The organism is Brachybacterium kimchii (assembly GCF_023373525.1).
Classification (GTDB): Bacteria; Actinomycetota; Actinomycetes; order Actinomycetales; family Dermabacteraceae; genus Brachybacterium; species Brachybacterium kimchii.
The window spans coordinates 363,044-388,589 of the sequence record NZ_CP097218.1 but is presented as its reverse complement, the minus strand read 5'-3'; the positions used below and the strand labels follow the sequence as shown (position 1 = coordinate 388,589).

General features: G+C 73.6%; 23 protein-coding genes. 10 read left to right on the top strand and 13 right to left on the bottom strand.

Features of this window, described 5'->3' with window-relative positions:
• Nucleotide 1 precedes the first annotated feature (1 nt).
• The 4 genes from M4486_RS01750 to M4486_RS01735 all read left to right on the top strand — a co-directional run bounded on the left by M4486_RS01750 (nucleotide 2) and on the right by M4486_RS01735 (nucleotide 5,474).
• Nucleotides 2-1,258, top strand: a complete 1,257-nt coding sequence (locus M4486_RS01750) for a sensor histidine kinase (RefSeq protein ID WP_249479268.1) — start codon at nucleotides 2-4, stop codon at nucleotides 1,256-1,258.
• On the top strand, nucleotides 1,255-1,986 hold the full coding sequence (locus tag M4486_RS01745) for a response regulator (RefSeq protein WP_249479267.1): 732 nt from the start codon (nucleotides 1,255-1,257) through the stop codon (nucleotides 1,984-1,986). The genes M4486_RS01750 and M4486_RS01745 overlap by 4 nt, the downstream gene beginning before the upstream one ends.
• 189 nt (nucleotides 1,987-2,175) lie before the next feature.
• Nucleotides 2,176-2,982 carry an ABC transporter ATP-binding protein gene (locus M4486_RS01740; protein WP_249479266.1) on the top strand — a complete coding sequence of 269 codons (807 nt, stop codon included), beginning with the start codon at nucleotides 2,176-2,178 and terminating at the stop codon, nucleotides 2,980-2,982.
• Nucleotides 2,979-5,474, top strand: coding sequence for an FtsX-like permease family protein (locus M4486_RS01735; RefSeq protein ID WP_249479265.1), 2,496 nt, complete (start codon nucleotides 2,979-2,981; stop codon nucleotides 5,472-5,474). Before M4486_RS01740 ends, M4486_RS01735 begins: the two co-directional genes overlap by 4 nt.
• A gap of 36 nt (nucleotides 5,475-5,510) precedes the next feature.
• Here the strand turns inward: M4486_RS01735 and M4486_RS01730 are convergent, their stop codons facing one another.
• Nucleotides 5,511-5,981 (bottom strand): hypothetical protein, encoded by a 471-nt coding sequence (locus M4486_RS01730; RefSeq protein WP_249479264.1) that lies wholly within the window; start codon nucleotides 5,979-5,981, stop codon nucleotides 5,511-5,513.
• 261 nt (nucleotides 5,982-6,242) lie between these two features.
• Here M4486_RS01730 and M4486_RS01725 point away from each other — a divergent pair, with 261 nt between their 5' ends.
• A complete protein-coding gene (locus M4486_RS01725; RefSeq protein ID WP_152354364.1) occupies nucleotides 6,243-6,491 on the top strand; it encodes a WhiB family transcriptional regulator in 249 nt (82 codons plus the stop codon).
• 112 nt (nucleotides 6,492-6,603) lie between these two features.
• Here M4486_RS01725 and M4486_RS01720 read toward each other — a convergent pair whose 3' ends face one another.
• Entirely contained in the window at nucleotides 6,604-8,109 is a 1,506-nt protein-coding gene (locus M4486_RS01720) for a sensor histidine kinase (RefSeq protein WP_249479263.1), read from the bottom strand.
• Between the two features lie 166 nt (nucleotides 8,110-8,275).
• Here M4486_RS01720 and M4486_RS01715 point away from each other — a divergent pair, with 166 nt between their 5' ends.
• Nucleotides 8,276-8,779: a DUF2505 domain-containing protein gene (locus M4486_RS01715; RefSeq protein ID WP_249479262.1), complete on the top strand. Its 504-nt coding sequence runs from the start codon at nucleotides 8,276-8,278 to the stop codon at nucleotides 8,777-8,779.
• Here M4486_RS01715 and M4486_RS01710 read toward each other — a convergent pair.
• Genes M4486_RS01710 through M4486_RS01700 form a run of 3 tightly spaced genes read right to left on the bottom strand, consistent with a single transcriptional unit; the run spans nucleotide 8,755 to nucleotide 11,152 of the window.
• Nucleotides 8,755-9,198 (bottom strand): DUF6912 family protein, encoded by a 444-nt coding sequence (locus tag M4486_RS01710; protein ID WP_249479261.1) that lies wholly within the window; start codon nucleotides 9,196-9,198, stop codon nucleotides 8,755-8,757. The genes M4486_RS01715 and M4486_RS01710 overlap by 25 nt on opposite strands.
• 5 nt (nucleotides 9,199-9,203) lie before the next feature.
• Nucleotides 9,204-10,517 (bottom strand): CpaE/TadZ family protein, encoded by a 1,314-nt coding sequence (locus M4486_RS01705; protein ID WP_249479260.1) that lies wholly within the window; start codon nucleotides 10,515-10,517, stop codon nucleotides 9,204-9,206.
• On the bottom strand, nucleotides 10,514-11,152 hold the full coding sequence (locus tag M4486_RS01700; protein ID WP_249479259.1) for an SAF domain-containing protein: 639 nt from the start codon (nucleotides 11,150-11,152) through the stop codon (nucleotides 10,514-10,516). The genes M4486_RS01705 and M4486_RS01700 overlap by 4 nt, the downstream gene beginning before the upstream one ends.
• A 226-nt stretch (nucleotides 11,153-11,378) precedes the next feature.
• Between M4486_RS01700 and M4486_RS01695 the strand changes: the two genes are divergently transcribed.
• Nucleotides 11,379-11,630 (top strand): helix-turn-helix transcriptional regulator, encoded by a 252-nt coding sequence (locus M4486_RS01695; protein ID WP_152354369.1) that lies wholly within the window; start codon nucleotides 11,379-11,381, stop codon nucleotides 11,628-11,630.
• Between the two features lie 5 nt (nucleotides 11,631-11,635).
• Here the strand turns inward: M4486_RS01695 and M4486_RS01690 are convergent, their stop codons facing one another.
• Entirely contained in the window at nucleotides 11,636-12,190 is a 555-nt protein-coding gene (locus M4486_RS01690; protein ID WP_249479258.1) for a hypothetical protein, read from the bottom strand.
• A gap of 192 nt (nucleotides 12,191-12,382) precedes the next feature.
• Here M4486_RS01690 and M4486_RS01685 point away from each other — a divergent pair, with 192 nt between their 5' ends.
• Nucleotides 12,383-13,318, top strand: a complete 936-nt coding sequence (locus M4486_RS01685; protein WP_249479257.1) for a LysM peptidoglycan-binding domain-containing protein — start codon at nucleotides 12,383-12,385, stop codon at nucleotides 13,316-13,318.
• A complete protein-coding gene (locus M4486_RS01680; protein ID WP_249479256.1) occupies nucleotides 13,315-13,716 on the top strand; it encodes an Rv3235 family protein in 402 nt (133 codons plus the stop codon). Before M4486_RS01685 ends, M4486_RS01680 begins: the two co-directional genes overlap by 4 nt.
• 16 nt (nucleotides 13,717-13,732) lie before the next feature.
• On the opposite strand, the gene secA is transcribed toward M4486_RS01680, so the two are convergent.
• The 7 genes from secA to mtrA form a co-directional block, all read right to left on the bottom strand.
• Nucleotides 13,733-16,693, bottom strand: a complete 2,961-nt coding sequence (gene secA / locus M4486_RS01675; protein ID WP_249479255.1) for a preprotein translocase subunit SecA — start codon at nucleotides 16,691-16,693, stop codon at nucleotides 13,733-13,735.
• Between the two features lie 202 nt (nucleotides 16,694-16,895).
• On the bottom strand, nucleotides 16,896-18,194 hold the full coding sequence (locus tag M4486_RS01670) for a winged helix-turn-helix domain-containing protein (protein ID WP_249479254.1): 1,299 nt from the start codon (nucleotides 18,192-18,194) through the stop codon (nucleotides 16,896-16,898).
• 140 nt (nucleotides 18,195-18,334) lie between these two features.
• The gene (gene hpf, locus M4486_RS01665) at nucleotides 18,335-19,042 is read right to left on the bottom strand and encodes a ribosome hibernation-promoting factor, HPF/YfiA family (protein WP_249479253.1); all 708 of its coding nucleotides are present in this window, start codon (nucleotides 19,040-19,042) and stop codon (nucleotides 18,335-18,337) included.
• 140 nt (nucleotides 19,043-19,182) lie between these two features.
• On the bottom strand, nucleotides 19,183-19,983 hold the full coding sequence (locus M4486_RS01660; protein WP_249479252.1) for a ComF family protein: 801 nt from the start codon (nucleotides 19,981-19,983) through the stop codon (nucleotides 19,183-19,185).
• 105 nt (nucleotides 19,984-20,088) lie between these two features.
• Entirely contained in the window at nucleotides 20,089-21,792 is a 1,704-nt protein-coding gene (locus M4486_RS01655) for an LpqB family beta-propeller domain-containing protein (protein WP_249479251.1), read from the bottom strand.
• Nucleotides 21,785-23,539, bottom strand: coding sequence for an MtrAB system histidine kinase MtrB (mtrB, locus tag M4486_RS01650; protein ID WP_249479250.1), 1,755 nt, complete (start codon nucleotides 23,537-23,539; stop codon nucleotides 21,785-21,787). Before mtrB ends, M4486_RS01655 begins: the two co-directional genes overlap by 8 nt.
• Before the next feature lie 35 nt (nucleotides 23,540-23,574).
• Entirely contained in the window at nucleotides 23,575-24,261 is a 687-nt protein-coding gene (gene mtrA, locus M4486_RS01645; protein WP_152354376.1) for an MtrAB system response regulator MtrA, read from the bottom strand.
• Nucleotides 24,262-24,411: 150 nt separating this feature from the next.
• Here mtrA and M4486_RS01640 point away from each other — a divergent pair, with 150 nt between their 5' ends.
• On the top strand, nucleotides 24,412-25,545 hold the full coding sequence (locus M4486_RS01640) for a glycerophosphodiester phosphodiesterase (RefSeq protein WP_249479249.1): 1,134 nt from the start codon (nucleotides 24,412-24,414) through the stop codon (nucleotides 25,543-25,545).
• Nucleotide 25,546 lies beyond the last annotated feature (1 nt).

Here is a 25,546-nt window from a genome sequence, read left to right as displayed (position 1 = left end):
CATGACCATCTCCCCGCCTCCCGAGGGCCGGACCGCCCCCGAGCCGGTGGACCCGCCGCCGACCCGGCTCGACGCGCCCTTCCGCTGGCTCGCCACGCACCCCCAGATCGTGGACGGCGTGCTCTTCGGCGGCATCGCCCTGCTGCTCGTGCTGGGATCGCTGCCGCTGGTGCCGTCGATGTCCGTGGACGGCTGGCTGATCTGGTCGATCCCGATGTTCGTCGCCGGGGCGTTCCTGCGCACCCGCACGGGCTGGGCGACCCTCGCGATCGCACTCCTCGCCATCGTGCACTTCCTGCTCGGGATGGTGCTCGTCCTGGGCGACGTGATGATCTTCTACGCCCTGTACTGCGCGACCGTGCACGGGCGCGGCCGGGTGCCGACGCTCGCCCTGATCGGCGGCTTCGTCGGCGCACTCCTGCAGTCGGTGGCGCTTGCGTTCGTGCTCGGGAACGGTGAGGTCTGGTACCTGCAGATCATCGCGAGCTTCGTCGTGTTCATGTTCGGATGCGCGCTCGTGCTCGCCACCTGGGCGACCGGCCGCTACCAGAGGGTGCGCGTGGATCAGCTGCGCATGGCCCGCGAGGCCGCCGCGCAGGCCGTTCGCGAGCGGGAGCAGCGCACCCGCCTCGCCGTGGCCGACGAGCGCGCCCGCATCGCCCGCGAGATGCACGACGTGGTCGCCCATTCGCTCTCGGTCATCATCGCCCAGGCCGACGGCGGACGCTTCGTCGCCTCCCAGGACCCCAGCAAGGCCACCGACGTGCTCGAGACGATCGGCAGCACCGGGCGGCGCGCCCTGGCCGACATGCGGAGCCTGCTGGGCGTGCTCCGCAGCGACGACGCCCAGGACCTCGGCCCCCAGCCCGGCCTCGCCTCGCTCGACGAGCTCGTGGACCAGGTGCGCGCGGCGGGCCTGTCGGTCGAGCTCGCGCACGAGGGCGAGGTCTCGGACCTGCCCGGACCGATGGGGCTCACCCTGTACCGCGTGGTCCAGGAGGCCCTCACCAACGTCATGAAGCACGCCGGCCCCGGTGCCTCCGCCCGCGTGTCCCTGCGTCGCGACGACTCCCTGCTCTCCCTGGACGTCGAGGACGACGGGCAGGGCGTGGACCCCCAGTCCGACGGGCTCGGGCACGGCCTCACCGGCATGCGCGAGCGCGTCAACATGTTCCGCGGCACCCTGCACACCGGTCCCCTGCCCGCGGGCGGGTACCGGGTGAGCGTGCGCATCCCCCTGAACGGAAGGACCCGATGATGTCACCGGAGCACACCCCCGAGCAGACGCCGGACCCGGCCTTCGAGCCGTCGGCCGATCGCCCCCTGCGGATCGCCCTGGTCGACGACCAGCCGCTCGTTCGCGCCGGATTCGCGATGGTCATCGACTCCCAGGGCGACCTCGAGGTCGCCCTGCAGAGCGCCGACGGCGCCGAGGCGGTCGAGCAGCTGCGCTCGCATCGGGTGGACGTCGTGCTCATGGACGTGCGCATGCCCCGGCTCGACGGCATCGAGGCCACGCGGCAGATCCTCGAGGAGGCCCCGGAGGGCAGGGCGCCGAAGATCGTGGTGCTCACGACCTTCGACATCGACGACTACGTGATGGCGGCGATCCGGGCGGGCGCGAGCGGCTTCCTGCTCAAGGACGCCCAGCCCGAGGAGCTGCTCGCGGCGATCCGCACCGTGCACCGCGGGGACGCCGTGATCGCTCCGTCGGCCACGCGCCGGCTGATGGCGCAGATGGTGAGCACCCCGCCGCCCGAGGACCGCGACGACTCGGTCCTCGAAGCCCTCACCGAGCGCGAGCGGGAGGTGCTCGCCCTGATGGCGCGCGGCTTCTCCAACCAGGAGATCGGCGCGGAGCTCTTCGTCGCCGAGGCCACCGTGAAGACCCATGTGGGCCGCGTGCTCGCCAAGCTGCATGCCCGCGACCGCGTGCAGGCCGTCATCATCGCCTTCGAGTCCGGGCTGGTCACGCCCGGATCCTGACCCTGTCCGGAGCGGCGTCATACCCAGGGCGGAGGGTCCTGCCCGACCGGGGTCGGGCGGCGCGCGGGGCAGGGGCGACCGGGCGCTGACGACGCGCCCCCTGCAGCGCGGAGAGGATCGTGATGTCCCGCCGCAGCCGGGACGCCGTCGCGAGGGAACCGCCCTCGCCCCGACCCACGGAGGAACTCCATGCACTCCCCCGCTCCTCACCACCGGGCCGCCGCGGCGGACCCCTCCTCGGCCGACGCCCCGACCGCTCCTGCCTCCCCTGCCGCGCACGCGACGACCGCGACCGGTCCCGAGCCGGCGACGCCCGACGCCGTCCTGCGGGCGCGCGGTCTGCGCAAGTCCTACGGGAGGGGCGAGAGCGTCGTGCGGGCGCTCGACGGCGTCGACGTGGACATCGCCCGCGGAGGGTTCACCGCGATCATGGGCCCCTCGGGCTCGGGGAAGTCGACGCTCCTCCACGTGCTCGCCGGTCTGGACGCGGTCGACGCGGGCTCGATCGAGATCGACGGCACCGAGATCACCGGCCTCGGCGACGACGCGCTGACCCGTCTGCGCCGCGACCGCATCGGCTTCGTCTTCCAGTCCTTCAACCTGCTGCCCATGCTCACGGCGGAGCAGAACATCCTGCTGCCGCTCGACCTCGCCGGCCGCCGCGCGGACCGCGCCTGGCTGGACACCATCACCGGCGCCTTCGGCATCGGCGACCGCCTGGACCATCTGCCCTCGCAGCTCTCGGGCGGGCAGATCCAGCGCGTGGCGATCGCGCGGGCGCTGGTCACCTCCCCCGCCGTCGTCTTCGCCGACGAGCCCACGGGCAACCTCGACTCGACGACCACCGAGGAGGTCCTGGACTTCCTGCGCGTGAGCGTCGACGAGTTCGGGCAGAGCGTCGTCATGGTCACCCACGAGCGCGACGCCGCCGAGCGGGCCGACCGCATCATCTCCCTGGCCGACGGCCGCATCAGCGCCGACGAGGTGCTGCGATGAGCCGCCGCATCCGCCTCACCCCGCCCCGCAGGCATCTCGCGGCGCTCATCACCGTGGGCCTCGCCAGCGGCTTCGTCGCGATCATGCTCATCGCGGCGAACCTCATGACCACGTCCCTCTCCGCGGGTGTCGAGCAGCGCTATGCGGGGGCCGACGTGGTCGTCAGCGACGAGGACCAGGACGCCGGGTCCGCGCCCGCGGCTCCCGACGTCCCTCACGCCCGCGCCGTCTGGCCCCAGTCCGACGGGTACACGCAGCTGGACGCCGGCTCGGGCCGCACGGCCTTCCTGCAGCAGCAGAGCGATCCCCCGCACGAGGTCGAGCCCCTCGAGCTGGCCTCCGGCCACGACGCGCGCTCCGCGCACGAGGTGGTCCTCGACCAGGCTGCCGCGGAGCAGCTCGGGGTCGGCGTCGGCCAGAAGGTCGAGATCCCCGCGGAAGCGCGCACGGACGGCAAGCCGGGCGACCTCGAGCTGACCGTCTCCGGCATCAGCGCGAGCGGCACCGCCACGGCGCTCGGCGGCACCCCCGTCGTCCACGTGAACTCCCACAACCGGGACGTGCTCGCCGCTCCGGGAGCGACCAGCACGTGGCTCGCGGCGCTGGAGCCGGGCGCCGATCCCGATCAGGTGGTCTCCGCGCTGCAGGAGGACTCCCTCACCGCGCTCACCGCCCAGCAGGCGATCGACGACGGCGTCTCCCAGGTCATGCAGGGATTCGGCGCCCTCGCGATGGTGTTCGTCGTGTTCGTCGTGATCGCCCTGGTCACGAGCGCGGTCGTGGTGGCGAACACCTTCGCCGTGACCCTCGCCCAGCGCACCCGCGCCCTCGCGCTCCTGCGCACCCTCGGCGCGACCCGCCGTCAGGTGGCCCGCACGGTGCTGCGCGAGAGCGTCCTGGTGGGGCTCCTGGGCGCGGTGATCGGCACTCTCGGCGCTCACCTGCTCGCCCAGGCGCTGCTGGCGGCCGCCGCCGGGGTCGGACTGCTCGACGGCCTGCTCGTCGTCCCGGTCACGCCGCTGTCCCTGCTCGTGCCCGTCGTCATCGGTGTCGCCCTCACGGTCCTCGCGGGGTTCGGCCCGGTGCGGGCCGCCGTGCGCGTCGCACCGCTGCAGGCGCTGCGCCCCGCTCCCCCGGCCCTGGACCGGCGTCTCGGGGCGCGCGGCATCCTGAGCCTCACGGCGGTCGCCCTGGGGCTGCTGGCACTGGTCGGGGCTGTCGCGGTGTCCTTCACGGGCAGCGTGGGCCTCGGCGTCGCGATCGGGCTCCTCGGCGGGGTCGTGAGCTTCGCCGGACTGCTCGTGGGCCTCGTGGTGCTCACGCGCCCGCTCACCCGCTTCGTGGGCGCGCTCGTCGCGAGGATCGGCGGACTGCCGGCGCGGATCGCGGGCGCGAACACCTCGCGCAACCCGCGGCGCAGTGCGGCGACGGTCGCGGCTCTGCTCATCGGCACCACGCTGATGACGATGATGGCCGTCGGCGCGCGCACCACCGAGTCCACGCTCACCACGGAGCTCGACAGCCGCAAGCCCATCGACTCCGTCGTCACCGCCGAGAAGCTCCCCGACGACGCCCTCAGCGCGGTGTCGGAGGTGCCCGGCGTGGCCCACGCCTCCGAGACCGAGCACGGGGACGTGGAGGTCGGGGCCGACGAGCCGATGACCCTGTACGCGGCGACGCCCGCGCAGATCCGCGAGGACTCCCACCGGCCCGATCTCGCCGACTCCCTCGAGGACGGCACCGTGGTGCTGGGCGAGGAGCGCGCGGAGACCTTCGGAGTCCACGACGGCCAGGTGCTCCAGATCGACGGGGCCGACGGCGCCTCGCACGAGCTGCGCGTGAAGGTGGACTCCAACCTGCAGATGTCGATCGTCTCCCCGAGCACCCTCACGGCGCTCGTCGGGAAGGACGCGCAGCCCGCCCTGTTCGTCGCGTTCGCCGAGAAGGGCTCCGCGGCGCGCGAGGGCCAGGACGCCATGGGCATCGTCTCCGGCGTCCAGGACGTCCTCGCCGAGCACGGCGCCCCGGACGCCCAGGTCGACGCCGCCGGCGTCGAGCGCGAGATGTACGGGCAGATCCTCACGGTGCTGCTGGGCATCACCCTCGCGCTGCTCGCGGTCGCCGTGCTCGTCGCCCTCGTCGGCGTCGCCAACACGCTGAGCCTCGGGGTGATCGAGCGGACCGGGGAGAACGCGCTCCTGCGAGCCCTGGGCACGACGCGGGGCCAGATGCGCGCGATGCTCGCCTGGGAGGGCCTGCTGCTGGCCCTCGTGGGAGCGGCGGTCGGGATCGTGCTCGGCTCGGTCTACGGGGTCCTCGGGATCGCGACGATCCTGGGCGGGCAGTTCCCGCTCCAGGTCACGATCCCGTGGGGGCAGATCGCACTGGTCCTCGGGCTCGCGCTCGCGGCGGGCCTGCTGGCCTCGGTGCTGCCGGGCCGTCGTGCGGCGCGCACGGCTCCCGCGCAGGCTCTCGCCTCGGCCGACGAGTAGTCGGGAGCGCCCCGGTGACCTCCGGCCCTCGCGGCGTCAGCCGCGGGGGCCGCGTCGGCCCTTCGCCTCCTCGTCGTCGAAGGGCAGCGGGGTCGCGCGCACGAGGGCCAGCAGCACCACGAAGGTCGCGATGGCCAGCAGCATGCCGATCCCGCCCACGACCACGATGGCGGCGCGCAGCATGCTCGCGGCGACGAGCGCCTGGAACAGCTGCCAGGTGACCCCGAAGCCGAGCCCGAAGCGGCCGCGGCGCGAGAGGGAGAGCGCGGCGAGGCCGACCGCGATCGCGAACAGCAGGATGAACACGGCCAGGCCGATCGCGAGGGAGGCGCCGACGTCCTGCGAGCCGACCCGTGTGATCATGAAGCCGCCGAGGAGGAGCAGGCAGAGCGCCTCGGCGCCCAGCAGCACGGTTCCCAGGCGCCGCGCGCCGGGTCGGTCCTCCGTCGTGGCGGGGCGCGGAGCGCCCCCGCGGGGCGAGGGGGACGGAGATCCGGAGGAAGCCATGTGCTGCACTCTATCGACGCGCTCCGCAGCGGGAGCGTCCCGTAGCAGTCCTCGGGCGCTCACGGCGCTGTGGGAAGTGCCACCCAGGTCGTGCCCGTGCGCTCTTGTCCCCCACCGCGAGGCCTCCGACAATGGAGGGAACCCAGGATCGGCCGCCTCGGCATCGGTCCGCCCGTAGATCCGTATCGCCTTGCCGAAGGCGACCACCAGCCGCGCCGTGGCTCCCGAGCCGCTGCGGGGTGACCGGAAAGTGAGTAGCAGATGGATTGGCGCCACCGCGCGGAATGCCTGACCCAGGACCCCGAGCTGTTCTTCCCGATCGGGAACACGGGTCCCGCGATCACCCAGATCCAGGAGGCCAAGGCGGTGTGCCAGCGCTGCGACGTGATGACCTCCTGCCTGAAGTTCGCCCTCGAGTCCGGCCAGGACTCGGGCGTGTGGGGAGGCCTCTCCGAGGACGAGCGCCGATCCCTCAAGCGCCGCAACGCGCGCGCTCGCCGCGCCGGCTGACCCGGCCACCGCAGCTTCCACGACGGGCGATCCCTCCGGGGGTCGCCCGTCGTCGCGTGCCAGGGGGTCGCGCGGAGAGCGGCGGGCAGGAGGGCCGCCGACGGACGCCGCCTCAGGCGTTCGCGGCGTCCACGCTGACGGGGTCGAGGTAGACGTCGATCGTCGCCCGGGTGCCGCCCTCGGGGCGGTTCTCCCAGTCCAGCGTCCCGCCGAGCTCCCCCTGCACGAGGGTCTGGGCGATGTTCGTGCCGAGCCCGGTGGGCTGGGCGGACTTCATGCCCGCGCCGTCGTCCTCGATGTGGATCACCAGGTGGCTGCCGGTGCGCTCGGCGCGGATGGTGAGCGTGCCGCCGGTCTCCGAGAGCCCGTGCTCCACGGCGTTGGTCGCGAGCTCGGTGACCACGAGCGCGAGCGGGGTGGCCTCCTCGGGCCGCACGGAGCCGACCTTGCCGACGCGCTGGGTGCGGACCTCGACCTGGTGCGGGTCCGTGACGTCGGCCCCCTCGCGGTGCACGGTCGCGCTCGCGGCGTCGACGGCGAGGCGCAGGCAGCGCTCGATGACCTCGTCGAAGAAGACGGCCTCCTCGCTGCCCTGCAGCATCGACTCGTGGACCAGCGCGATGGTGGCGACCCGGCGCTGCGCCTCGGCGAGCGCGTCGCGGGCCTCGTCGCTCTTCATCCGCCGCGACTGCAGGCGCAGCAGCGCCGCCACGGTCTGGAGGTTGTTCTTCACCCGGTGGTGCACCTCCCGGATGGTCGCCTCCTTGGTGATGAGCTCGCGCTCGCGGCGGCGCAGCTCGCTGACGTCGCGCACCAGGATGATCGCGCCGTCGCGCTTGCCGCCGGCGGTCAGCGGGATCGCTCGCAGCGAGAGGGTCCCGCCGCGGGCCTGCATGTCCGAGCGCCAGGCCGCGCGCCCCATGAGCACGAGCGGCAGGGACTCGTCGACGGGGGCGCGCGTCTGCAGCAGCTCCGTGGTGAGCTCGGCGAGCGTGCTGCCGGTCATGTCGCCGGCGACGCCGAAGCGGTGGAAGGCCGACAGCGCGTTCGGCGACCCCCAGATCATCACCCCCTGCGCGTCGAGCTCGACGATGCCGTCGCCCACGCGCGGCGCCCCGCGGCGCGGGGGGATCGGAGCGCCGGCGATCGGGTAGGCGCCCTCCCCCATCATGCGCAGCAGGCGCTCGCCCAGCTCGTGCTGGCGGGTCTCGTTGCGGCTGGGCTCGCCGGCGGGCACAGGGGCCTCGATCGTGAGCACGCCGATGGTCTGTCCCTCATGGCGGACGGGGGCGAGCTGGCGCAGCGCCTCCTGGCCCTCCCTCATCACCACGGCGGGCTCGAAGTACGGCTCCTCGCCGTCGAGGACCGCGCGCACCAGAGGCTTCTCCTCGGGGTCCGCCTCGATCCCCACGGGATCCTCGTAGTAGACGGTGGCGCCGGTCGACGGCCGGCAGTGCGCGACCGCGAGCGCGCCGGCGGGGATGCGGACCCACAGCACGAGGTCCGCCCGCAGCAGGTCCGACAGCAGGGCCCAGTCCCCCACCAGGAGCTGCAGCCATTCGGAGGTCTTCTCATCCATGTCCGGCACGTCGGAGAGGTACTTGGCGAGGCTCGGCATACGGCCAGGATATGTCCTGTGCGGGGGTGCTCGGCGCGGGCGACCGGCCCCGGACTCCCGCGCAGGCCGGGCCGATGGGGACGAGACACGGACGGGGCAGGGACAGGGCAGGGACGAGGCAGGGACGGGGCGGTCGACGGACCGGCCCACCTGGCATAGTGGGAGCATGCGCCTGAGCGAGAACCTGAACCTGCCGATGCCGCCCGAGGCGGCCGCGGCCATGTACGCCGATCCCGCCTACACCCGGATCCGCGGCCGCACTCTGCACGCGGAGTCCGCGACGTCGGAGGTGGAGGGAGATCCTGCCGGCGCCTTCACCGTCACCACGCATCTCGAGCTGGCCACCGAGGGCATCCCGGACATCGCCCGCTCGCTCGTGGGCAGGAGCGTGAAGATCCTCGAGGTGCAGTCCTGGCAGGCCCCTGCCGAGGGCGGTGCGCGCCAGGGCACCATCGAGCTGACCGTGCAGGGAGCGCCCGCCTCGATGCGCGGGCATCTGGAGCTGCGGCCCGCCGGCGAGAACTCCGCGGTGAGCATCGACGGGGAGTTCACGGCGAAGGTCCCGCTGCTGGGCGGCCGGCTCGAGAAGGCCGCGCTCCCGTACGTGACGAAGGTGCTGCGGGCCGAGGAGCGCTCGGCCGAGGACTACCGCAGCGGCGCCTCCGCGTAGTCGATCGCGGCGGGCAGCTCGCTCGCGTCGAACCAGAGCAGCGCGGGGTCGGTGTCGTCGACCTCCGCGGCCGCGGCGTCGAGCTCGGTGGCGTGGGCGCTCGCGACCACGAGAGCGTCCTCGCGGGCGAGGCGCAGCCCGAACGCTCCGCCGTCCTCGCTCGCGTCCACCAGGGAGCCGTCCGGCACGTCGCCGGCGAGGACCAGCGCCCGCATCCGCGGGTCGATCTGTGCCAGCGCACTGAACACGGCGTCCTGCAGCGCGTCGTACTCGAGCTCCTCGACGTCCTCCTCCGCGCGCTCGGCGCGGGCGGCGTCGGAGACGCCCCAGACGGGACGCCCCGTCTCCAGGGCGATCCGCGCGGCGCCGGAGCGCAGGGCGTCGTGATCGGCGGGTCCGACGGGCGCGAAGATCCTCATGGCGCTCATCCTGCCACGCCGGCGCCCGCGCGCTCGGGGTCCGCCCCGCCCGCGCCGGCGCCCTCCGCGCCCGGGTCGTCCGCACCGGCCGTGCTCCCCGCATCCTCCACGCCGACATGCTCCGCGCGCACCCGGGCGGCGAGGTCCCGCAGTGCCCTGCGCAGAGGGCTTCGCGGCGCCGCCTCCGCGAGCACCGCACCGTCCCAGGCGGCGCGGCGGCAGGTGGTGGCCTCCTCCGGGAGGATCGTCACGGAGGCGACGTCCATGCGCGAGCGCAGCAGCTCCTCGACCCTCTCCGCTCGAGCGGGCGGCCCCGCACGGTTGATGACCACGTGCAGCGGCCCGACGCCGATCTCGTCGAGCCGCTCGCGCTCCCGGACCAGTCGCGTGATCGAGACCGGGTCGGAGGAGACCACGGCGAGCAGCACGTCGGCCCGGCGCACGGCGCTCAGGGACGCCGCGCAGCGCTGCGGGGCCGCGGTGTCGTAGCTGAGGTCCTCGTCCTCCTCGAGAGGGGCGCCGACGTCCACGACCACGGCGCCGCCGCGGTCCGCGAGGGACTCCCAGACGTCCTCGAGGGAGCTGCGGTGGACCTCCGCCCAGCGGGCGGGAACGCCGATGCCGCTGAGCAGGTGGAGGCGCCCGCGCACCGCGGGGACGAGCGCATCGAGGGTCTCGTCGTCGAGCGTCCCGCGGGCGGCGGCGCGACAGGCGGCCACGAGCCCCGGGGACTCGTCGAGGACGCCGAGCATCTGGCTGAGGGAGGGTCCGTGGGTGTCGGCGTCCACGAGCACGGTCTGCTCGCCGGCGTCGGCGAGCTCGGCCGCGAGGTTCACGGCGACGGTCGAGCGGCCCGGCGCGCCTCCCGGGCCCCACGTCACGATCAGCGGCGCCCGCTGCGGCGGGAGATCCTCGAGACCGTCGGCGGTGTCCTGCACCCACGCGTCGCCGCCGGACTCCTGCTCCGACTCGGGCCGCAGGGCCCGTTCGCAGGCCTCGAGCAGCTCCTCGACGTCGGCCGACGCGTCCACGACGATGCGCAGGCCGAGCGTGGTGCGCGCCGCCGCGCCCTCCTCGCTGCGCAGCCCGACGACGCCCGCTCCGCCCCGCAGCATCTCGGCGGCGGCCTCACGGTCCAGGCCCCGCACCGCGAGGTCGATGACCACGACGTCGCCGATGCCGGCGGCCACCACGGCCGCGGTCTCCGCGAGATCGGCGCAGCGCCGCACGATCCGCGCCCTCCCGGAGGATCCCCGGGCCACGTCGTGGACGATCCGCACCTCGTCGCGCCCGGAGGCGCAGAGCACGATGTCGATCATGAGCCGACCCCCTCGTCACCGGGCACGCCGATGACGTCCATCCTGTCCCCCGATCCCAGGGCCTCGAGCACCTCGGGGAGGTCGTCGGCCGGGACGAGGACCTCGACGCTCATGGACCGCATGCCCAGGGTGCTGCCCTCGAACACGCGGCGCACGGTGGCGCCGTCCACGAGCTTCTCCGCGAGGGCGTCGCTGTCCTGCTCGTCGGCCGCCGTGCGCCAGAGCTCGACGGGACGGCCCTGGCTCACGGAGTCCGCGACCGCGCTGTCGACGGGGATGACGACGGGGCGCAGGTCGCCCCCGCCTCCCTGGCCGATCGCGGAGACGGGCAGCAGCTCTCCGGAGTGCACGGACTGCAGCGCCGTGGAGCCCTCCGGGATGTCCCCGGGCGAGGAGGCGTAGCGCCCGGACTGGTCGCCCAGCCGGACCTCGGCCGTGGTGAAGGCGTCGGGTCCGATCTCATCGCCGACCACCACCTCGTCGCGGGCGACGAGCACCGTCGTGGTCGCCGAGGCGCGCGAGGCGAGCAGGGCGCCCAGCAGCACGCTGAGGACGACCAGCAGGATGCCGACGATCAGGCGCGGATCCTTCCAGCGGGGTCGGCGCAGGCGCATGAGAGAAGGGGCAGGGGGCACGTGAGCTACCTCCGGGGAGCGGGCGGGGCCGGCGGACTCGGGGGATCCGACCCTCGAGCGAGAGGCTACGGCACTGCTCGTCCGCGCGCGGCCGACCGATCGATCCTGTGGACGACGCGGCGGCGCGCGAAGCACTGTCCGGCGTCAGCGACCGCTCGTCCACAATGCTCAGGATCCGAGGGAGCACGGGTGCGACAATGAGGCCCTTCCCCTTCCGAGGAGACCCATGACCACGCGTTTCATCCCGCTCTCCGACGTCGCCGAGCAGCTCTCGATCTCCGCGTCCCAGGCCTATGCCCTGGTGCGCTCCGGCGAGCTGCGCGCGATCAAGGTGGGCGGGCGCGGGCAGTGGCGCGTCGAGCTCTCGGAGCTCGAGGCGTACATCGAGCGCTCCTACGCCGCCACGGAGACCTTCCTCGAGCAGGAGCGCACGGAGGCGCCGCAGTCCTCGTCGGCCCCGCACCGCGGCGACCGCTGACCTGATCAGTCCGGCCGCTGCGCGGTGATCGAGAAGATCCCCGAGAGCAGGATCGTCACCGCTCGCGTCCCGTAGGCCGGGCGCTGCTCGCCCGAGGGCAGCAGACGGAGATCCAGGGCGTCCTGACCGACGCCCGCGATCCTGCCCCGCATCTCCCCCGCCGCCGTGCGCACGTGCACGAGCGCGCGATCCCGTGCGAGCGCCCGCAGCGCCGTGCCGAGCCCCGGCGGGCGCAGTCGCGTGCGGCCGGGTTCCCGCACGCGCTCCGGCAGGCCCTCGAGCAGCACGATCGCGCCGAGCACCAGCCACGCGGAGCGTGCGTCGGCCCCGGATCGCAGCCGCACCCAGTCGGCTCCGACCTCGACGACCTCTCCGCCGACGACCGCGCCGTCGCGCAGATGCGCCCTGATGTCGTGTCCCACGGCGCCGCGCAGACGATCGAGGACGAGCACCTGCGCGCGCTCGGCGCGCGTGAGCTCCTCGGTGACCGCGCGCCGCTCCTCGCTCTCGAGGTGGTCCATGCGCGATTCGAGGTCCTCGAACATCCTCTCCAGGCTCATCCGCCCACTCTAGGCGCTGCCACGAGCGCGTTTGCGCTTCACATCACATCGCGATAGATTCCCGCACATCGCTTCATTCGACAGCAAACTGCATCAAACGGCATGACTGATAGCGGAGTCACGGCATCGACGACGTGCCGGTGCGCACCGCGAGGGGACGAGATGAGCACGACGGACAGACCGAGCACGGGCATGAGGACCAGGACGACCGGCCGGCGCGCCGCGCTGGCCGCGCCGCTGATCGCCACGGCCTCGCTCGCGGCCGGCGCGATCCTGCTGCGGGTGACGGCGGCGCTCGAGGTCGAGTCGCGCTCGAGCTACGGCACCGACGCCCTCACGGCGCTCGTGCTGCTCGCGGTCGCGGCCCTCGGCGTCCTGCTGTGCGCGTATCTCGCTCTCGTCCACGCCCTCGCCGCCGTGGTGATGCTGCGCGGGGCCGACGCCGCGGGCTCGAGGGCGCTGCTCCGAGCGCTGCGCGTGCTCGCGCCGCGCCTCGCCTCCCGCGCACTGGCGACGCTCGCCGTGACCACGGCGGCCGCCGGACTCCTCGCGGGGCCCGCGCAGGCCCAGGGCACGCCGGCCGTCACGAGCGCGGCGGGACAGACGGCCTCCCCCGCCTCGGCGCCCGCCGCGGCTCCGCTGATGCGCCTGCCCGGATCGCAGGACCACCCGCCCGAGCACACGGATGCCTCACCCTCCGCGCAGCTGCCCGCCGAGCCCGACGCGCCGCCGCCCGAGGAACCCACGGACCGGCCCGACGACGGCGACCAGGACCTCCCCGGCCTGGGATGGGGCGATCAGGAGGCTCCCGCGGACGACCCCGACCCCCACGCCGGATCCGAGGCCTCCGATGCGGATGCCGAAGACAGCAGCGCCGATGACAGCAGCGCGGATGGCAGCGAGCGGCCGGACACCCTCACGGTGGTCGTGAAGGACGGCGATTCTCTCTGGTCGATCAGCGATGACCTCATGGGCGTCGGCACCGACGACCCGGGGGCGGTCTCAGAGGCCTGGCCCGAGCTCTTCGCCGCGAACGCCGACGTCATCGGCCCCGACCCCGACCACATCGAGCCCGGACAGGTGCTCACCGTCCCCGATGCCCTCCCCACCTCCCAGGAGAACTCATGACCGCGACGGACGGCCTCGTGCCCACAGATCAGCAGCTCGTCGCGGGCGTGGATCCGCGCGACCCCGAGGACGGACTCCGGCTGGTGGAGAGCGTGGCCCGCTGCGCCGTCGAGATCGTGCGCGACAGCCGGCCGGTGAGCACGCTGTCCCGGCTGGTGACCCCGGAGGTCTCGGCGTACCTGGCGCGGCGCGCGGCGCTCACACGCAGGATCCGCGGCCTCACCGGGCGCACTCCGCGCGTGCGCCTGGCGATCTCCGGGACCCGCACGTGCGTGGTCACGTCCGGCGTCGTCGAGGCGAGCACCGTGGTGCGCGACGCCGACCGCGCGCGGTTCCTCGCCATGCGCTGGGAACTGCGCCACACCGGGTGGAGGGTCACCGTCCTGGAGGTCGGCTGACCCTCCCCCGGAGGGGTCAGGAGCGCTTGGCGCGCCGTCCGCGCGAGGGACCGCTCGTGTTCCCGCCGGACGCCGTCGGCGAGTCGGAGCCGCGCGCGTTCGACGAGCCCTGCGCGCCCTTGGAGTCCTGCTTGCGCTGCTGGCGCTCGCGACGTCGGCGCTCGGCCCGCGAGAGCGAGGAGACGTCCTGGGTGCTGGAGCCCTCGGCCGAGGAGTAGCGCAGCTCGCGTGCGCTCGGCCCCTGGTCCAGGCCCTTCGCGCGCAGCGTCACGGCAGGGGTCGCATCCGCCGCGTCGGACCCGGCTCCATCGTCCGCCAGGTCCTCGTCGGCCGTCCCCTCCTCGTCCGAGGCGTCCTCGGACGAGCCGCCGGCGGCGGCCTCGGAGGCGTCCCCCGCAGGGGTCCCGGCGAGAGCGCCGACCGCACCGGCGGCCTTGGTCACCAGGTCGGAGACGGACTGCGGCACGACCGGCGCGGGCTGGACCTGCACCTCGAGGTTGAAGATGTACCCGACGGCGTCCTCCTTGATGCCCGCGATCATGTCGCTGAACATCAGGTGGCCCTCGCGCTCGTACTCGATGAGCGGGTCGCGCTGGGCCATGGCGCGCAGGCCGATGCCCTCCTTGAGGTAGTCCATCTCGTAGAGGTGCTCGCGCCAGCGGCGGTCCATGACCGACATCAGCACGCGGCGCTGCAGCTGGTCCATCGCGTCCTCGCCGAGCTCGGCCCGACGGTTCTCGTAGGCCAGGTGCGCGTCGGAGAGGATCTCCTCGCGCAGGGTCGCGGCGTCGAGGTTCTCCTTGCCGCCGTGCTCCTCGACGAGCTCCTCCGCGGAGATCGAGACCGGATAGGTGGGACGCAGGGTGCCCCAGAGCTCATCGAGGTCGACGTCCTCGGGGGTGACGCCGCGCGTGGCCGCGTCGACCGCACCGCCGATGACCTCGTCGATGTAGCGACCGACGTGCTCCTCGAGGTCCTCGCCCTCGAGGATGCGGGTGCGCTCCTCGTAGATCTTCTTGCGCTGCTTGGTGAGGACGTCGTCGTACTTCAGGACGTTCTTGCGGATCTCCGCGTTGCGCGACTCGATGGACTGCTGGGCGCGCTGGATCGCGGACGAGACCATGCGGCCGGTCAGCGGGACCGACTCGTCGACTCCGCCGCGGGCCAGCAGCGTCTCGGCCGCGCCCGCGTTGAACAGCCGCATGAGGTCGTCCTGCAGCGAGAGGTAGAAGCGGGACTCGCCCGGATCGCCCTGTCGGCCGGAGCGGCCGCGCAGCTGGTTGTCGATGCGCCGCGACTCGTGGCGCTCGGTGCCCAGCACGTAGAGTCCGCCGGCCTCGACGACCTCGTCGTGCTGAGCGGAGACCTGGGACTCGGCCTCCGCGATCGCGTCGTCCCACGCCGCCTCGTAGGCCTCGGAGTCCTCCTCCGGGTCCAGGCCGCGCTCCTTGAGCGCGCGGTGGGCCATGAACTCCACGTTGCCGCCGAGCATGATGTCGGTGCCGCGGCCGGCCATGTTGGTGGCGACCGTGACGGCGCCCTTCGCGCCGGCCATGGCGACGATCGCGGCCTCCTGCGCGTGGTTCTTCGCGTTGAGGACCTCGTGCTCGACGCCCTGGGCGTTCAGCAGCTTCGCGAGGTACTCGGACTTCTCGACGCTCGTGGTGCCCACGAGCACGGGCTGGCCCTGGTGGTGGCGGGAGACGATGTCCTCGACGACGGCGTCGAACTTCGCCTTCTCCGTGCGGAAGACCTTGTCGACCTGGTCCTGGCGGATCATGTCCTTGTGGGTGGGGATCGGCACCACACCGAGCTTGTAGGTGTTCATGAACTCGGCGGCCTCGGTCTCGGCCGTGCCGGTCATGCCCGACAGCTTCTCGTAGAGCTTGAAGTAGTTCTGCAGGGTGATCGTGGCGAGCGTCTGGTTCTCGGCCTTGATCGCCACGCCCTCCTTGGCCTCGATGGCCTGGTGCATGCCCTCGTTGTAGCGGCGCCCGGCGAGGATGCGGCCGGTGTGCTCGTCGACGATGAGCACCTCGCCGTTGAGGACCACGTAGTCCTTGTCCTTCTTGAACAGCTCCTTGGCCTTGATGGCGTTGTTCAGGAAGCCGATCAGGGGGGTGTTCAGCGACTCGTAGAGGTTGTCGATCCCCAGGTGGTCCTCGACCTTGTCGATGCCGGTCTCGAGCACGCCCACGGTGCGCTTCTTCTCGTCGACCTCGTAGTCGCGGTCGCGGCGCAGCAGCTGGACGACCTTCGCGAACTCGGCGTACCACTTGTTGGCGTCGCCCGAGGCGGGGCCCGAGATGATCAGCGGCGTCCTGGCCTCGTCGATGAGGATCGAGTCGACCTCGTCGACGATCGCGAAGAAGTGGCCGCGCTGGACGCGCTCGTCGGCGCTCAGGGCCATGTTGTCGCGCAGGTAGTCGAAGCCGAACTCGTTGTTCGTGCCGTAGGTGATGTCCGCGGCGTACTGCTCGCGGCGCTCCTCGGGCTTCTGCCCGGAGATGATGCAGCCCGTGCTCAGCCCCAGCGCGCGGAACACGCGCCCCATGATCTCGCTCTGGTAGGAGGCGAGGTAGTCGTTGACCGTGATCACGTGCACGCCCTTGCCCGCGAGGGCGTTGAGGTAGGCGGGGAGCGTGGCGACCAGGGTCTTGCCCTCACCGGTCTTCATCTCGGCGATGCGACCGCGGTGCAGCGCCGCGCCGCCCATCACCTGCACCTCGTAGGGCCGCTGGCCCAGGGTGCGGCTCGCGGCCTCGCGCACGGCGGCGAAGGCCTCGACCTGGATGTCGTCGAGGGTCTCGCCGTCCTCGAGGCGCTCGCGGAAGCGCACGGACTCCTCGCGCAGCTCCTCGTCGCTGTAGTCCTCGTAGATCGCGGCCGCGTCGTCGACGCGACGGGAGATGGTGGTGAGCCTGCGCAGCTCACGGCCTTCGCCGGCGCGCAGGATCGTGTCGAAGAGGTTGACCACTCGTGCTCCTCGGGGTGGACCGTGACCGGTCCGGTTCGTCTCGTCCGCCCGGGAGGGCGGATGGTGTTCCGGCCCGCCGGGGCGGGTCGGCAGTGCGCGGGCGCCGACGGCCCCGGAGGGCGCGGCGCCGCCCCATCCTACGTGCCCTCTCCTGCGAGCGCCGTGCCACAGGGCACACGGCGGGGCGGCGATCCGGGGACGCCTACGACAGCATCTCCGCGAGCGCGGGGGCGAGGTCGCCGACGCCGAGCACCTCGATGCTCATCAGTCCCTGCCAGCGCGCGGCGCGACCGAGCTCGTCGGCGAGCGCGGGAGCGATCTCCTCGACGCCCGGCACCCTCTCCCGCGCACGCATGGCGGGCAGCGGTTCGAGGTGCGCCTCGCAGACCTCGAGGACGCCGCGCCGGCGGTCGCTGCGCAGGTCGACCCGCGCGACGATCCGATCGCCCAGCAGGAAGGGCAGGGCGTAGTAGCCGTGGGTGCGCTGTGCTCGCGGCGTGTAGATGCCGATCCGGTACTCGACGTCGAAGAGGTCGCGCAGACGGGGGCGATGGAAGGCGACGGGATCGAAGGGGCTCACGAGAGCGGCCGCGGCGACCGGGGCGGGTCGCGGCGCCTCGTGGTGCAGCAGGAGGGGAAGCTCCCGGGAGCCGCGGCGCACGGTGACCTCGCGCAGCATCCCGGTGGCGAGCATGTCCCGGATGTGCGGGGCGACCTCGGCGGCGCGCAGCCGGAAGTAGTCGGCGATGTCCGCCGGGGTGGCGATCCCGAGCGCCTTCGCGGCGCGGCGGGCGAGCTCCCCCTGCGCGGCGGACGGATCCGGTCCGCTCCCCGCGTCGTCCCCGCCCTCCGCGAGGGCGGCGGGGTCGGCGGCGTGATCCGGCAGCGGCGCACCTGCCTCGGCCGCATAGAGCCGCTCGAACTGGGGGCTGCGGCCGACGCAGTCCACGTGGCCGGCGCGGAAGAGGTACTCGACGAGCCACTGCGTGTCCGAGCGGCGCCATCCCCAGCCCTCGGCGGGCTTCTCCTCGTCGCCCACGCGGCGGGCGACGGCGGCGGCGCTGATCGGCCCGTGCGCGGCGATGACGTCGAGCACGCGGCGCATCGCCCCGGCGTCCGAGCCGGCGGCGCGGCGCACGGCGCCCCAGTCCCTGCGCGCGGCGCGCTCGCGCCGGAAGCCCAGCAGGGAGTGGACCTCGGCGGTCGTGAAGGCGGCCTCGTGCGCGAGGGCCTCCTGGACCAGGCGCCCGCGGCCGGGCCGGCTCGCGCGGTCCAGGACGTCCACGTCCCAGCAGCCGCGGCGCGTGAACACGGGCATGTGATGGGCCCGGGCGAACACGCTCACGGAGTCGATCTGCAGCAGGTGGGTGCGCTCGAGGGTCCTCTCGAGGCTGCGCCGGCTCGCGGCGCGCGCGGGGAGGTCGTCGGCGCGGCGCCCGCCGATGCCCTGCGCGCGCAGGGCGATGCGGCGGGCGGATCTCCAGCTCAGTCGCTCGGCCATGCATCCGATCCTAGGAGCAGGGTGGGACGGAGCGGTCCGCACGCGGCTCCGCCCGCCGCGGGGAGCGCGACGGGCGGAGCATGCGGGGTCGATGGTCGACGGTCGATGGCGCACTGCGGGGTGCGCAGGGCGCCGCGCTCTCAGGCGCTGCGGGCGGCGAGCTCGTCCTCGGGGTCGATGTCGAGGGCGATCTCCTCCACGCGCTCGAGCTCGATGACGCCGTAGCTCCATCCCTTGCGGCGGTAGACCACCTTGGGGTTGCCGGTCGCCTCGTCGATGAAGAGGTAGAAGTCGTGGCCCACGAGCTCCATGCGGTTCAGGGCATCGTCGATGCTCATGGGCGCGGCCTTGTGCTTCTTCTCGCGGATCACGACGGGGCTCTCGTCGGCGGCGTCGCTCGTCTCGTCCTCGTCCGCAGCCGCAGCCGCGGGAGCCTCGTCGGCCGACGCCGCAGCCACCGAGTCCTCGGGGAGCAGCGGGATCTCCCCGGTGTGCCCCATGGTGCGCACGCTCTCGGCCCCGCGGCCGCGGGAGCGTCCGCGGCGGTGGTCCTTGCGGCGGTCGCGGGCGCGCCGCAGGCGCTCGAACAGCTTGCCGTAGGCGACGTCGAGCGCGCCGTAGAGGTCATCGGCCCGGGCTTCCGAGCGGATCACGGCGCCGTCGTCATGCACGGTGATCTCCACGCGGGCTGCCTGATCGGCCTGGCGGGGGTTGCTCTCCTCGGAGAGCTCCACGTCCACCCGCATGACCGCGGGTGCGAGCTGGGTGACCTTCTCGAGCTTCTCCGACAGATGGCGGTGGAAGCGCTCAGGGACGTCCATGTGGCGTCCGACGACGTTGATCTCCATGAGGTCCTCCTCATTCGAACGAACGCGGCCGATGATCAGCCCGGCCGCATTGGCTGGTCCGACTGCCACCTCCTCGCGCGAGGGATCCACTCGTCCGCTGCGAGTGTGACGTACAGCATGGCACGGAATCCTGGGGGACGTCAGGGGAACGTCCGAGTGGCGGGCAGTCGCGCCGAGGCGACCACGACCGCCCCCACGACCTCGATGCCCAGGCGCCCGATCGCCTCGGCGCTCGCCCGCAGGGTCGCGCCCGTGGTCACCACGTCGTCCACGAGGATCACCGGTGCGCCCTCGCGCCGCGTGCGCGGCAGCGACCCGCTGCGCACGGCGAGGTGGCGACGGCGCCGCTGACGCGCCGTGCGCCCCTCCTGCCCCTCGCCGAGCGTGCCGCGCAGGACCTCCCAGGGCAGGCCCGTGCGGCGCGAGATCGCCGCGGCCAGCTGGGCGGTGTGGTCCTCCCCGCGCCGCACGCGGGAGCCGAGCCTGCTGGGCACGGGCACGAGCACGGGGCCGCGCCCGGGGTCGGGCTCCTCCCCCGCCGCCGCGAGCGCCCGGGCCGCCGGGGCGAGGCCCCGCGCGAGGACGGGGACCAGGTGGGCCCTGCCGCCGTTCTTCCACGCCAGCACCAGGTCCTGCAGCGGTCCCGCGTACTCGCCGAGCGCCATCACCGGCAGCAGCGGACGATGGTCCACGCCCGCGGGGGCGCCGTCCTCCCCCGCGCGGACCCGCACGTCCTGCACCAGCTGCAGCGCATCGCAGACCGCCTCCACCCGGAGGGCCTCGGAGGCGAGCAGCCCCGCGCAGTCCTCGCACAGCAGTCGCCCCTCGCTGCCGCAGGGGCACTCGAGCGGCACGAGCAGGCCGCAGGTCTCGCGCACGATCGCGACGAGCAGCTCCGCGGCCCTGCGGCGGGGCGCCGCGGTGCGCGTGGGATCCCTCATCGGCTCAGCACAGCACGTCGGCTCCCGTCCCGCGGGACGGGAGCGCCGACTGTGGACGACGGCTTTCTGGGGAGGACCCGCGGAGGGCCCCGGAGCGGACGGGCGTCAGTAGAAGGAGGGGTCGCGGGCCTCCATGTCGACATCGCCCCAGGAGGATCCCTCGACGCGCAGCAGCCGGCCGTCGCTCGTGGTCGCCCAGACGGCGACGGTGACGCCGGTCCCCGCGACCCAGTCGACCGTGGTCGGCGGCGCGGGCAGGCGATCGCCGTCCTCCTGCAGGCCCATGATCTGGGCCCGCGGCGCCGCGCTCTCCGCGTCCTCGCCCAGCAGCAGCACGGTGGACTCGTCGTACCAGGTGGCCATGCGCAGGGACGTGAGGGAGGTGGGCAGCTGCACGGGCTCGGTGAGGGCGCGCGGCACGCCGTGCTCGTCCCGCACCACGGCGCTCAGGTCCAGGCGCGGGGTGCCGTCGTCGCTCGAGAGCACGAGCGCGCGGGTGGCGTCGGCCGCGAGGTCGAAGGAGAGCAGCCGGCGCCCGTCCAGCCAGGTCGCGTCGACCTTCGCATCGTCCTGCGTGCTGCGGCTGGACAGGGCGAGGAGCGCGCCCGAGGCCGCGCGCGTCGGCGCCCACACGAAGCCCGCATCATCGATCCGCGGGGGCAGCAGGTCGGGTCCGACGGCCACCTCGCGGCGGGGGACGCTGCCGTCGCTCGAGCACAGGACGACCGCGGAGCGGTCCTTGCGCAGGGCGGCCGCGAGAGGGGAGGCCTGGGACATCGCCGGGGCGTGCACGGTCTCCTTCGCCAGGGCGGGGATCATCTGCTCCGCCTTCGCCCCGGCGCCGACGTCCGCGAGGGAGACGACGCCCAGGGCGCCGGCGGCGATCGGCCGGTGGCCGGGGAGCGCCCGCGAGGGCCCGTCGGCGGGAGGCTCGAGGGTCTTCCCCTCGCGCAGCAGCTTCACGTCCGAGAGCGCCGGCACCGAGCGCAGGGTCGCCTGGATCTGGGCGGTCGCGAGATCGCGCGCGTCCGCGCCGAGCGAGGTGATGGTCCCGGGCAGCTCGAGCTGGAGCACGCCGTCGCCGCCCGCGCTCACGGGCGCCGAGCCCAGGTGCGCGCTCTCGGGGATCGCGGTGCGCACGGCCTTGGTGAAGGGCGCGGTGGGCCCGGACTCGAGGGCGCTGAGGGCCGAGGCGGTGACGTCGCGCGCGAAGAACCAGCGCGGATCGGGCACCAGATGGATCTGCCGGGGGTCGAGGAAGTAGAGGCGGACGGCGCGGAACAGCAGGGAGAACGCCGAGTCGGAGAGAAAGATGCCGGCGGGCGGATCGCTGATCCGCCACTGCCCGTCCTCCTGCACGACGCCGAGCCCGACCTCGCGCGCGCTCGCGCCGCCGTAGAGGGTGCGCACGCCGGCGCGGTCGACGTGCCCCACGGCCTGCACGCTCAGGTGCACGCTCGAACGGTTCTCGACGGTGATCGCGAGCTCGGTGCCCGCCGAGTACAGGGTGACCCCTGCCGCGGGATCCCAGCTCGCGCGCGCGGAGGAGGTGAGGTACTGGCGGGCGACGCCGAAGTCGTCCTCGGGGCCGACGCCCGCGAGCACGAAGCCCGAGACGATCTGCTCGGGGCTCGCGCCGTCGGCCGGAGGCTGCGGCTGCACATAGGGGACGTCGGAGGCCGCGGCCCCGCTCAGGCTCTCGCGGTGCACGTCGCCCGAGGTGGGGATGCGCGCGCACGCGCCGAGCGCGAGCGCCGTCCCCAGCAGCCCCGCGCCGCGCAGCACTCCGCGGCGTCCGATCTCATGCATCGTCCTCCACCTCCGCGTCCTCTCCGAGGGACGGCAGCGCGTCGGCCCGCACGGGGATCTCCCCGGTGACCGTGCCGACGCTCGCCTGGCCGCGATCGAGGCCGGTGAACGAGCGCTCGAGGGCGAGCGGGGAGCGCGCGATCTGCGTGCCGGGCCTGCGCGGGAGGGTCAGGCGGAACACGGCGCCCTGGCCCCTGCGGCCCCAGGCCTGCAGCCAGCCTCCGTGGAGGTGGGCGTCCTCGAGGGAGATCGCGAGGCCCAGACCGGTCCCGCCCAGGGTGCGGGCGCGCGAGGGGTCGGCGCGCCAGAAGCGGGCGAAGACCTGCTCGGCGTCCTCGGGGGTGAGGCCGACGCCGAAGTCCTGGACGATGACGGCGACCGCCTGGTCGTCGGCCCCCGTGCGCACGACGACGGGCCGTCCGGCCCCGTGCTCGATGGCGTTGGTGAGCAGGTTGCGCAGCACGCGGTCGATGCGCCGGGAGTCCACGACCGCCTCGGTCGAGAGGGACGTGAGCTGGACGTCGAGCAGGGAGCCGCGCGAGCCCGCGAGGGGGCGCGCGTCCTCGGCGGCGCGCATGACGAGATCCCCGAGGTCGTGGCGGCGGGCGTCGAGCACGGCGGCTCCGGCGTCGAAGCGGGAGATCTCCAGGAGGTCCGCGAGCAGGGTGTCGAAGCGCCGCACCTGCGCGGAGAGAAGCTCGGTCGTGCGGGCGACCTCGGGCGTGAAGTCCTCGCGGTGCTCGTCGAGCACGGAGGTCGCCATGCGGATCGTCGTCAGCGGGGTCCGCAGCTCGTGGGAGACGTCGGAGACGAAGCGCTGCTGGACGCGGGAGAGCTCGGTGAGGTCCTCGATCTTCTGCTCGAGGTTGCTGGCCATGGCGTTGAAGGAGCGCCCCACCTTCGCGATCTCGTCGGAGCCGGTGGCCTCGACGCGGCTGCCCAGGTCGCCCGCGGCGATCTTCTCCGCTGCGCTCGCGGCGCGCTGCAGGGGCGCGGTGACCAGACGCGCGACGACGATCGCGATGCCCATGACCAGGGCGAGCATGACGGCGCCGCCGCCCATCAGGGCCCGCTGCACGAACTGCAGCGTCTGCTGCTCCTGGCCCAGGGAGTACAGCAGGAACAGGTCGTAGGTGCCGCTGCCGGGCACCACCACGCGGGTGCCCACGAGCAGCTGCGGCTCGGTCGCGCCCGAGTCGTCGGGGCGCCCGACGCTGCGCCACACCAGCGCGTCCGAGCTCTCGGCGACCGAGGTGCGCATGTCGGAGTCGACGAGGTCGAGCATCGCCCGGTCCGAGGCGATCGTGGAGGTCGCGCTCGTGGTGTCGACGGGCACCAGGGCCGCATCGCGCCGGGCGCCGCTGTCGGTGCTGCGCAGGCCCTGGATGAAGCTCGCGGCGGCGTCCTGCGACTGGGTCGAGGTGGCGCCCGCGGTGCCGTTCAGGGTGTCCAGCAGGTCCTGGCGGATCGTCGTGGACTCCTCGAGCACCTGCACGCGGCGCTGCTCGTAGAGCCCGTCGGAGATCACGGAGGAGAGGTAGGTGCCGACGCTCATCACGGAGATCGCCGCGAGCAGGATCGTCAGCGCCACCACGCGCACCGCGAGGGTCCAGCGCCGCGGATCGAACCACAGGCGCGGGTGGGCGTAGCGGCCCAGCAGGAGGCGCAGCCGCTGCCACCCCGTCCGCCCCCTCGGCCCGTGCTCCTCGCCGCGTCCGCCCGACCCGGTCCGGTCCGCAGCGTCCATGGCGGTGATGCGCGCGCCCCGGGCGTCCAGGACGCTCAGGACGCGCCGCCCGCGCGGTAGCCCACGCCGCGCACGGTGACGACGATGCGCGGATGCTCGGGATCGATCTCGATCTTCGAGCGCAGGCGCTGGACGTGCACGTTGACCAGGCGGGTGTCGGCGCTGTGGCGGTACCCCCAGACCTCCTTGAGCAGGGTCTCGCGCGTGAAGACCTGCCAGGGCCGACGGGCCAGCTGCACGAGGAGCTCGAACTCCAGCGGGGTCAGCGGGATCTTCTCGCCGTCCCGGCGGACCTCGTGCCCGTCGACGTCGATGGACAGGTCGCCGACGCTCAGCTGCTCGGTGCTGGGCGCCTCGCTGCGCCGCACCCTCGCCTTGATGCGGGCGACGAGCTCATCGGGCTCGAAGGGCTTGGTGAGGTAGTCGTCCGCCCCCGCCTCGAGGCCCTCCACCACGTCGGCCGTGTCCGAGCGGGCGGTGAGCATGAGGATGGGGACGCCGGAGTGGCGGCGCAGGCGACGGCACACCTCGATGCCGTCCATGCCCGGGAGCATGAGGTCCAGGAGGACGAGGTCGGGGTGGAGGCGGTCGAAGGCGTCCAGCGCGGAGGCGCCGTCGGCCGTGGTGACCACGTCGAAGCCCTTGCCCCGCAGCACGATGCCCACCATCTCCGCGATCGCATGATCGTCATCGACCACCAGGATGCGTGAGGACGTCGTCATGGGCTCATTGTGCCATTCGTCCCGTCCTCCGCCGTGGACCGACGTCGTCGCAGGTCTCGACCATCGTCGTACCCGGCACGGGCGCCCGGCACCGTACGGTGGGGCAGGCGCGGCGCAGCGGACGCCACGGACCATCGAGGACGACGAGAGGTGAGCGACGTGACCGGACCGAGCGGACCCTGGAGCGCTCCCGGAGCGGGCGCACCGGCGACGTCCTCCCCCGCGTCGCCCGCCCCCGGGTCGTCGGACGCGCCGGGCCGACCCGGCCCCGTGCAGCGCGAGCTCGTCCGCAGCCCGGGCCTGTTCCCCCTGCGCCCCCTGGGGGTCGGCGAGATCTTCTCCGCGGCCGTCGGCATCTACCGCCGCCGCCCGAAGCTCGTGTTCGGCGTCAGCGCGATCGTGCTGGGCATCGCCTTCGTGATCAACTCGGTGGCCGCCGGCATCGGCATCGCGCCGACGGCCGTGCAGCTCCAGGGCATCTCCCAGGACCCCACGGCGGCGTCCTCGAGCGCGACGGAGCCGCTCGGCTCCTCGCTCGGCGACATGCTCGCGACCATCGGATCCTCCATGATCTCGGGAGTGATCACGCTGGTGGCGATGCAGCTGGTGCTCGTGGTCCTCACCCGGGTCACCCTCGCGGAGGCCGTCGGCTCCCGCACCGACGACGCATCCCTGCGCTCGGCGCTGCGCACGCACGGGCCGCGGGCCGCGCTCACGGCGATCCTCGTCTCCCTCATGGGATTCGCGGCCTTCGTGGTGATCTCCCTGATCGGGGGCCTGCCGCTGCTCGTGGTCCGCGAGGCGCACTGGTGGACGATCCTGCCGCTGCCGCTGTTCCTGGTCCTGGGACTGCTGGTCTCGCTGTGGGTGTGGGCGCGCACCGCCTTCTCGACCCCCGCGCTCGTCCTCGAGGACACGAGCGTGCTGGGCGCCGTGCGCCGCTCCTTCGCGCTCACCCGGGGCCGGCGTCTGTGGCGCGCGCTCGGGATCGCCGTGCTGCTGACGGTCTCCTACACCCTCGTGCAGCAGGTGATCGCCGGAGTCTTCGGGACCGTCGGCACGATCGTCTACGTGATCATCCTGCTGGCCACCCAGATGTCGGGCCTCGTGCCGGGCATGATCCTGCTGATGGTCGTGACGATGCTCGGCTCGTACGCGGCCTCCGTGGTGGTCGTGCCGTTCTGGGCCTCCGGCCTCACCGCGCTCTACGCCGATCTGCGGATGCGCCACGAGTCCTGGGACATCGCGCTGCGGCGCGCGCAGCAGGACGCGGACGGCAGGTGAG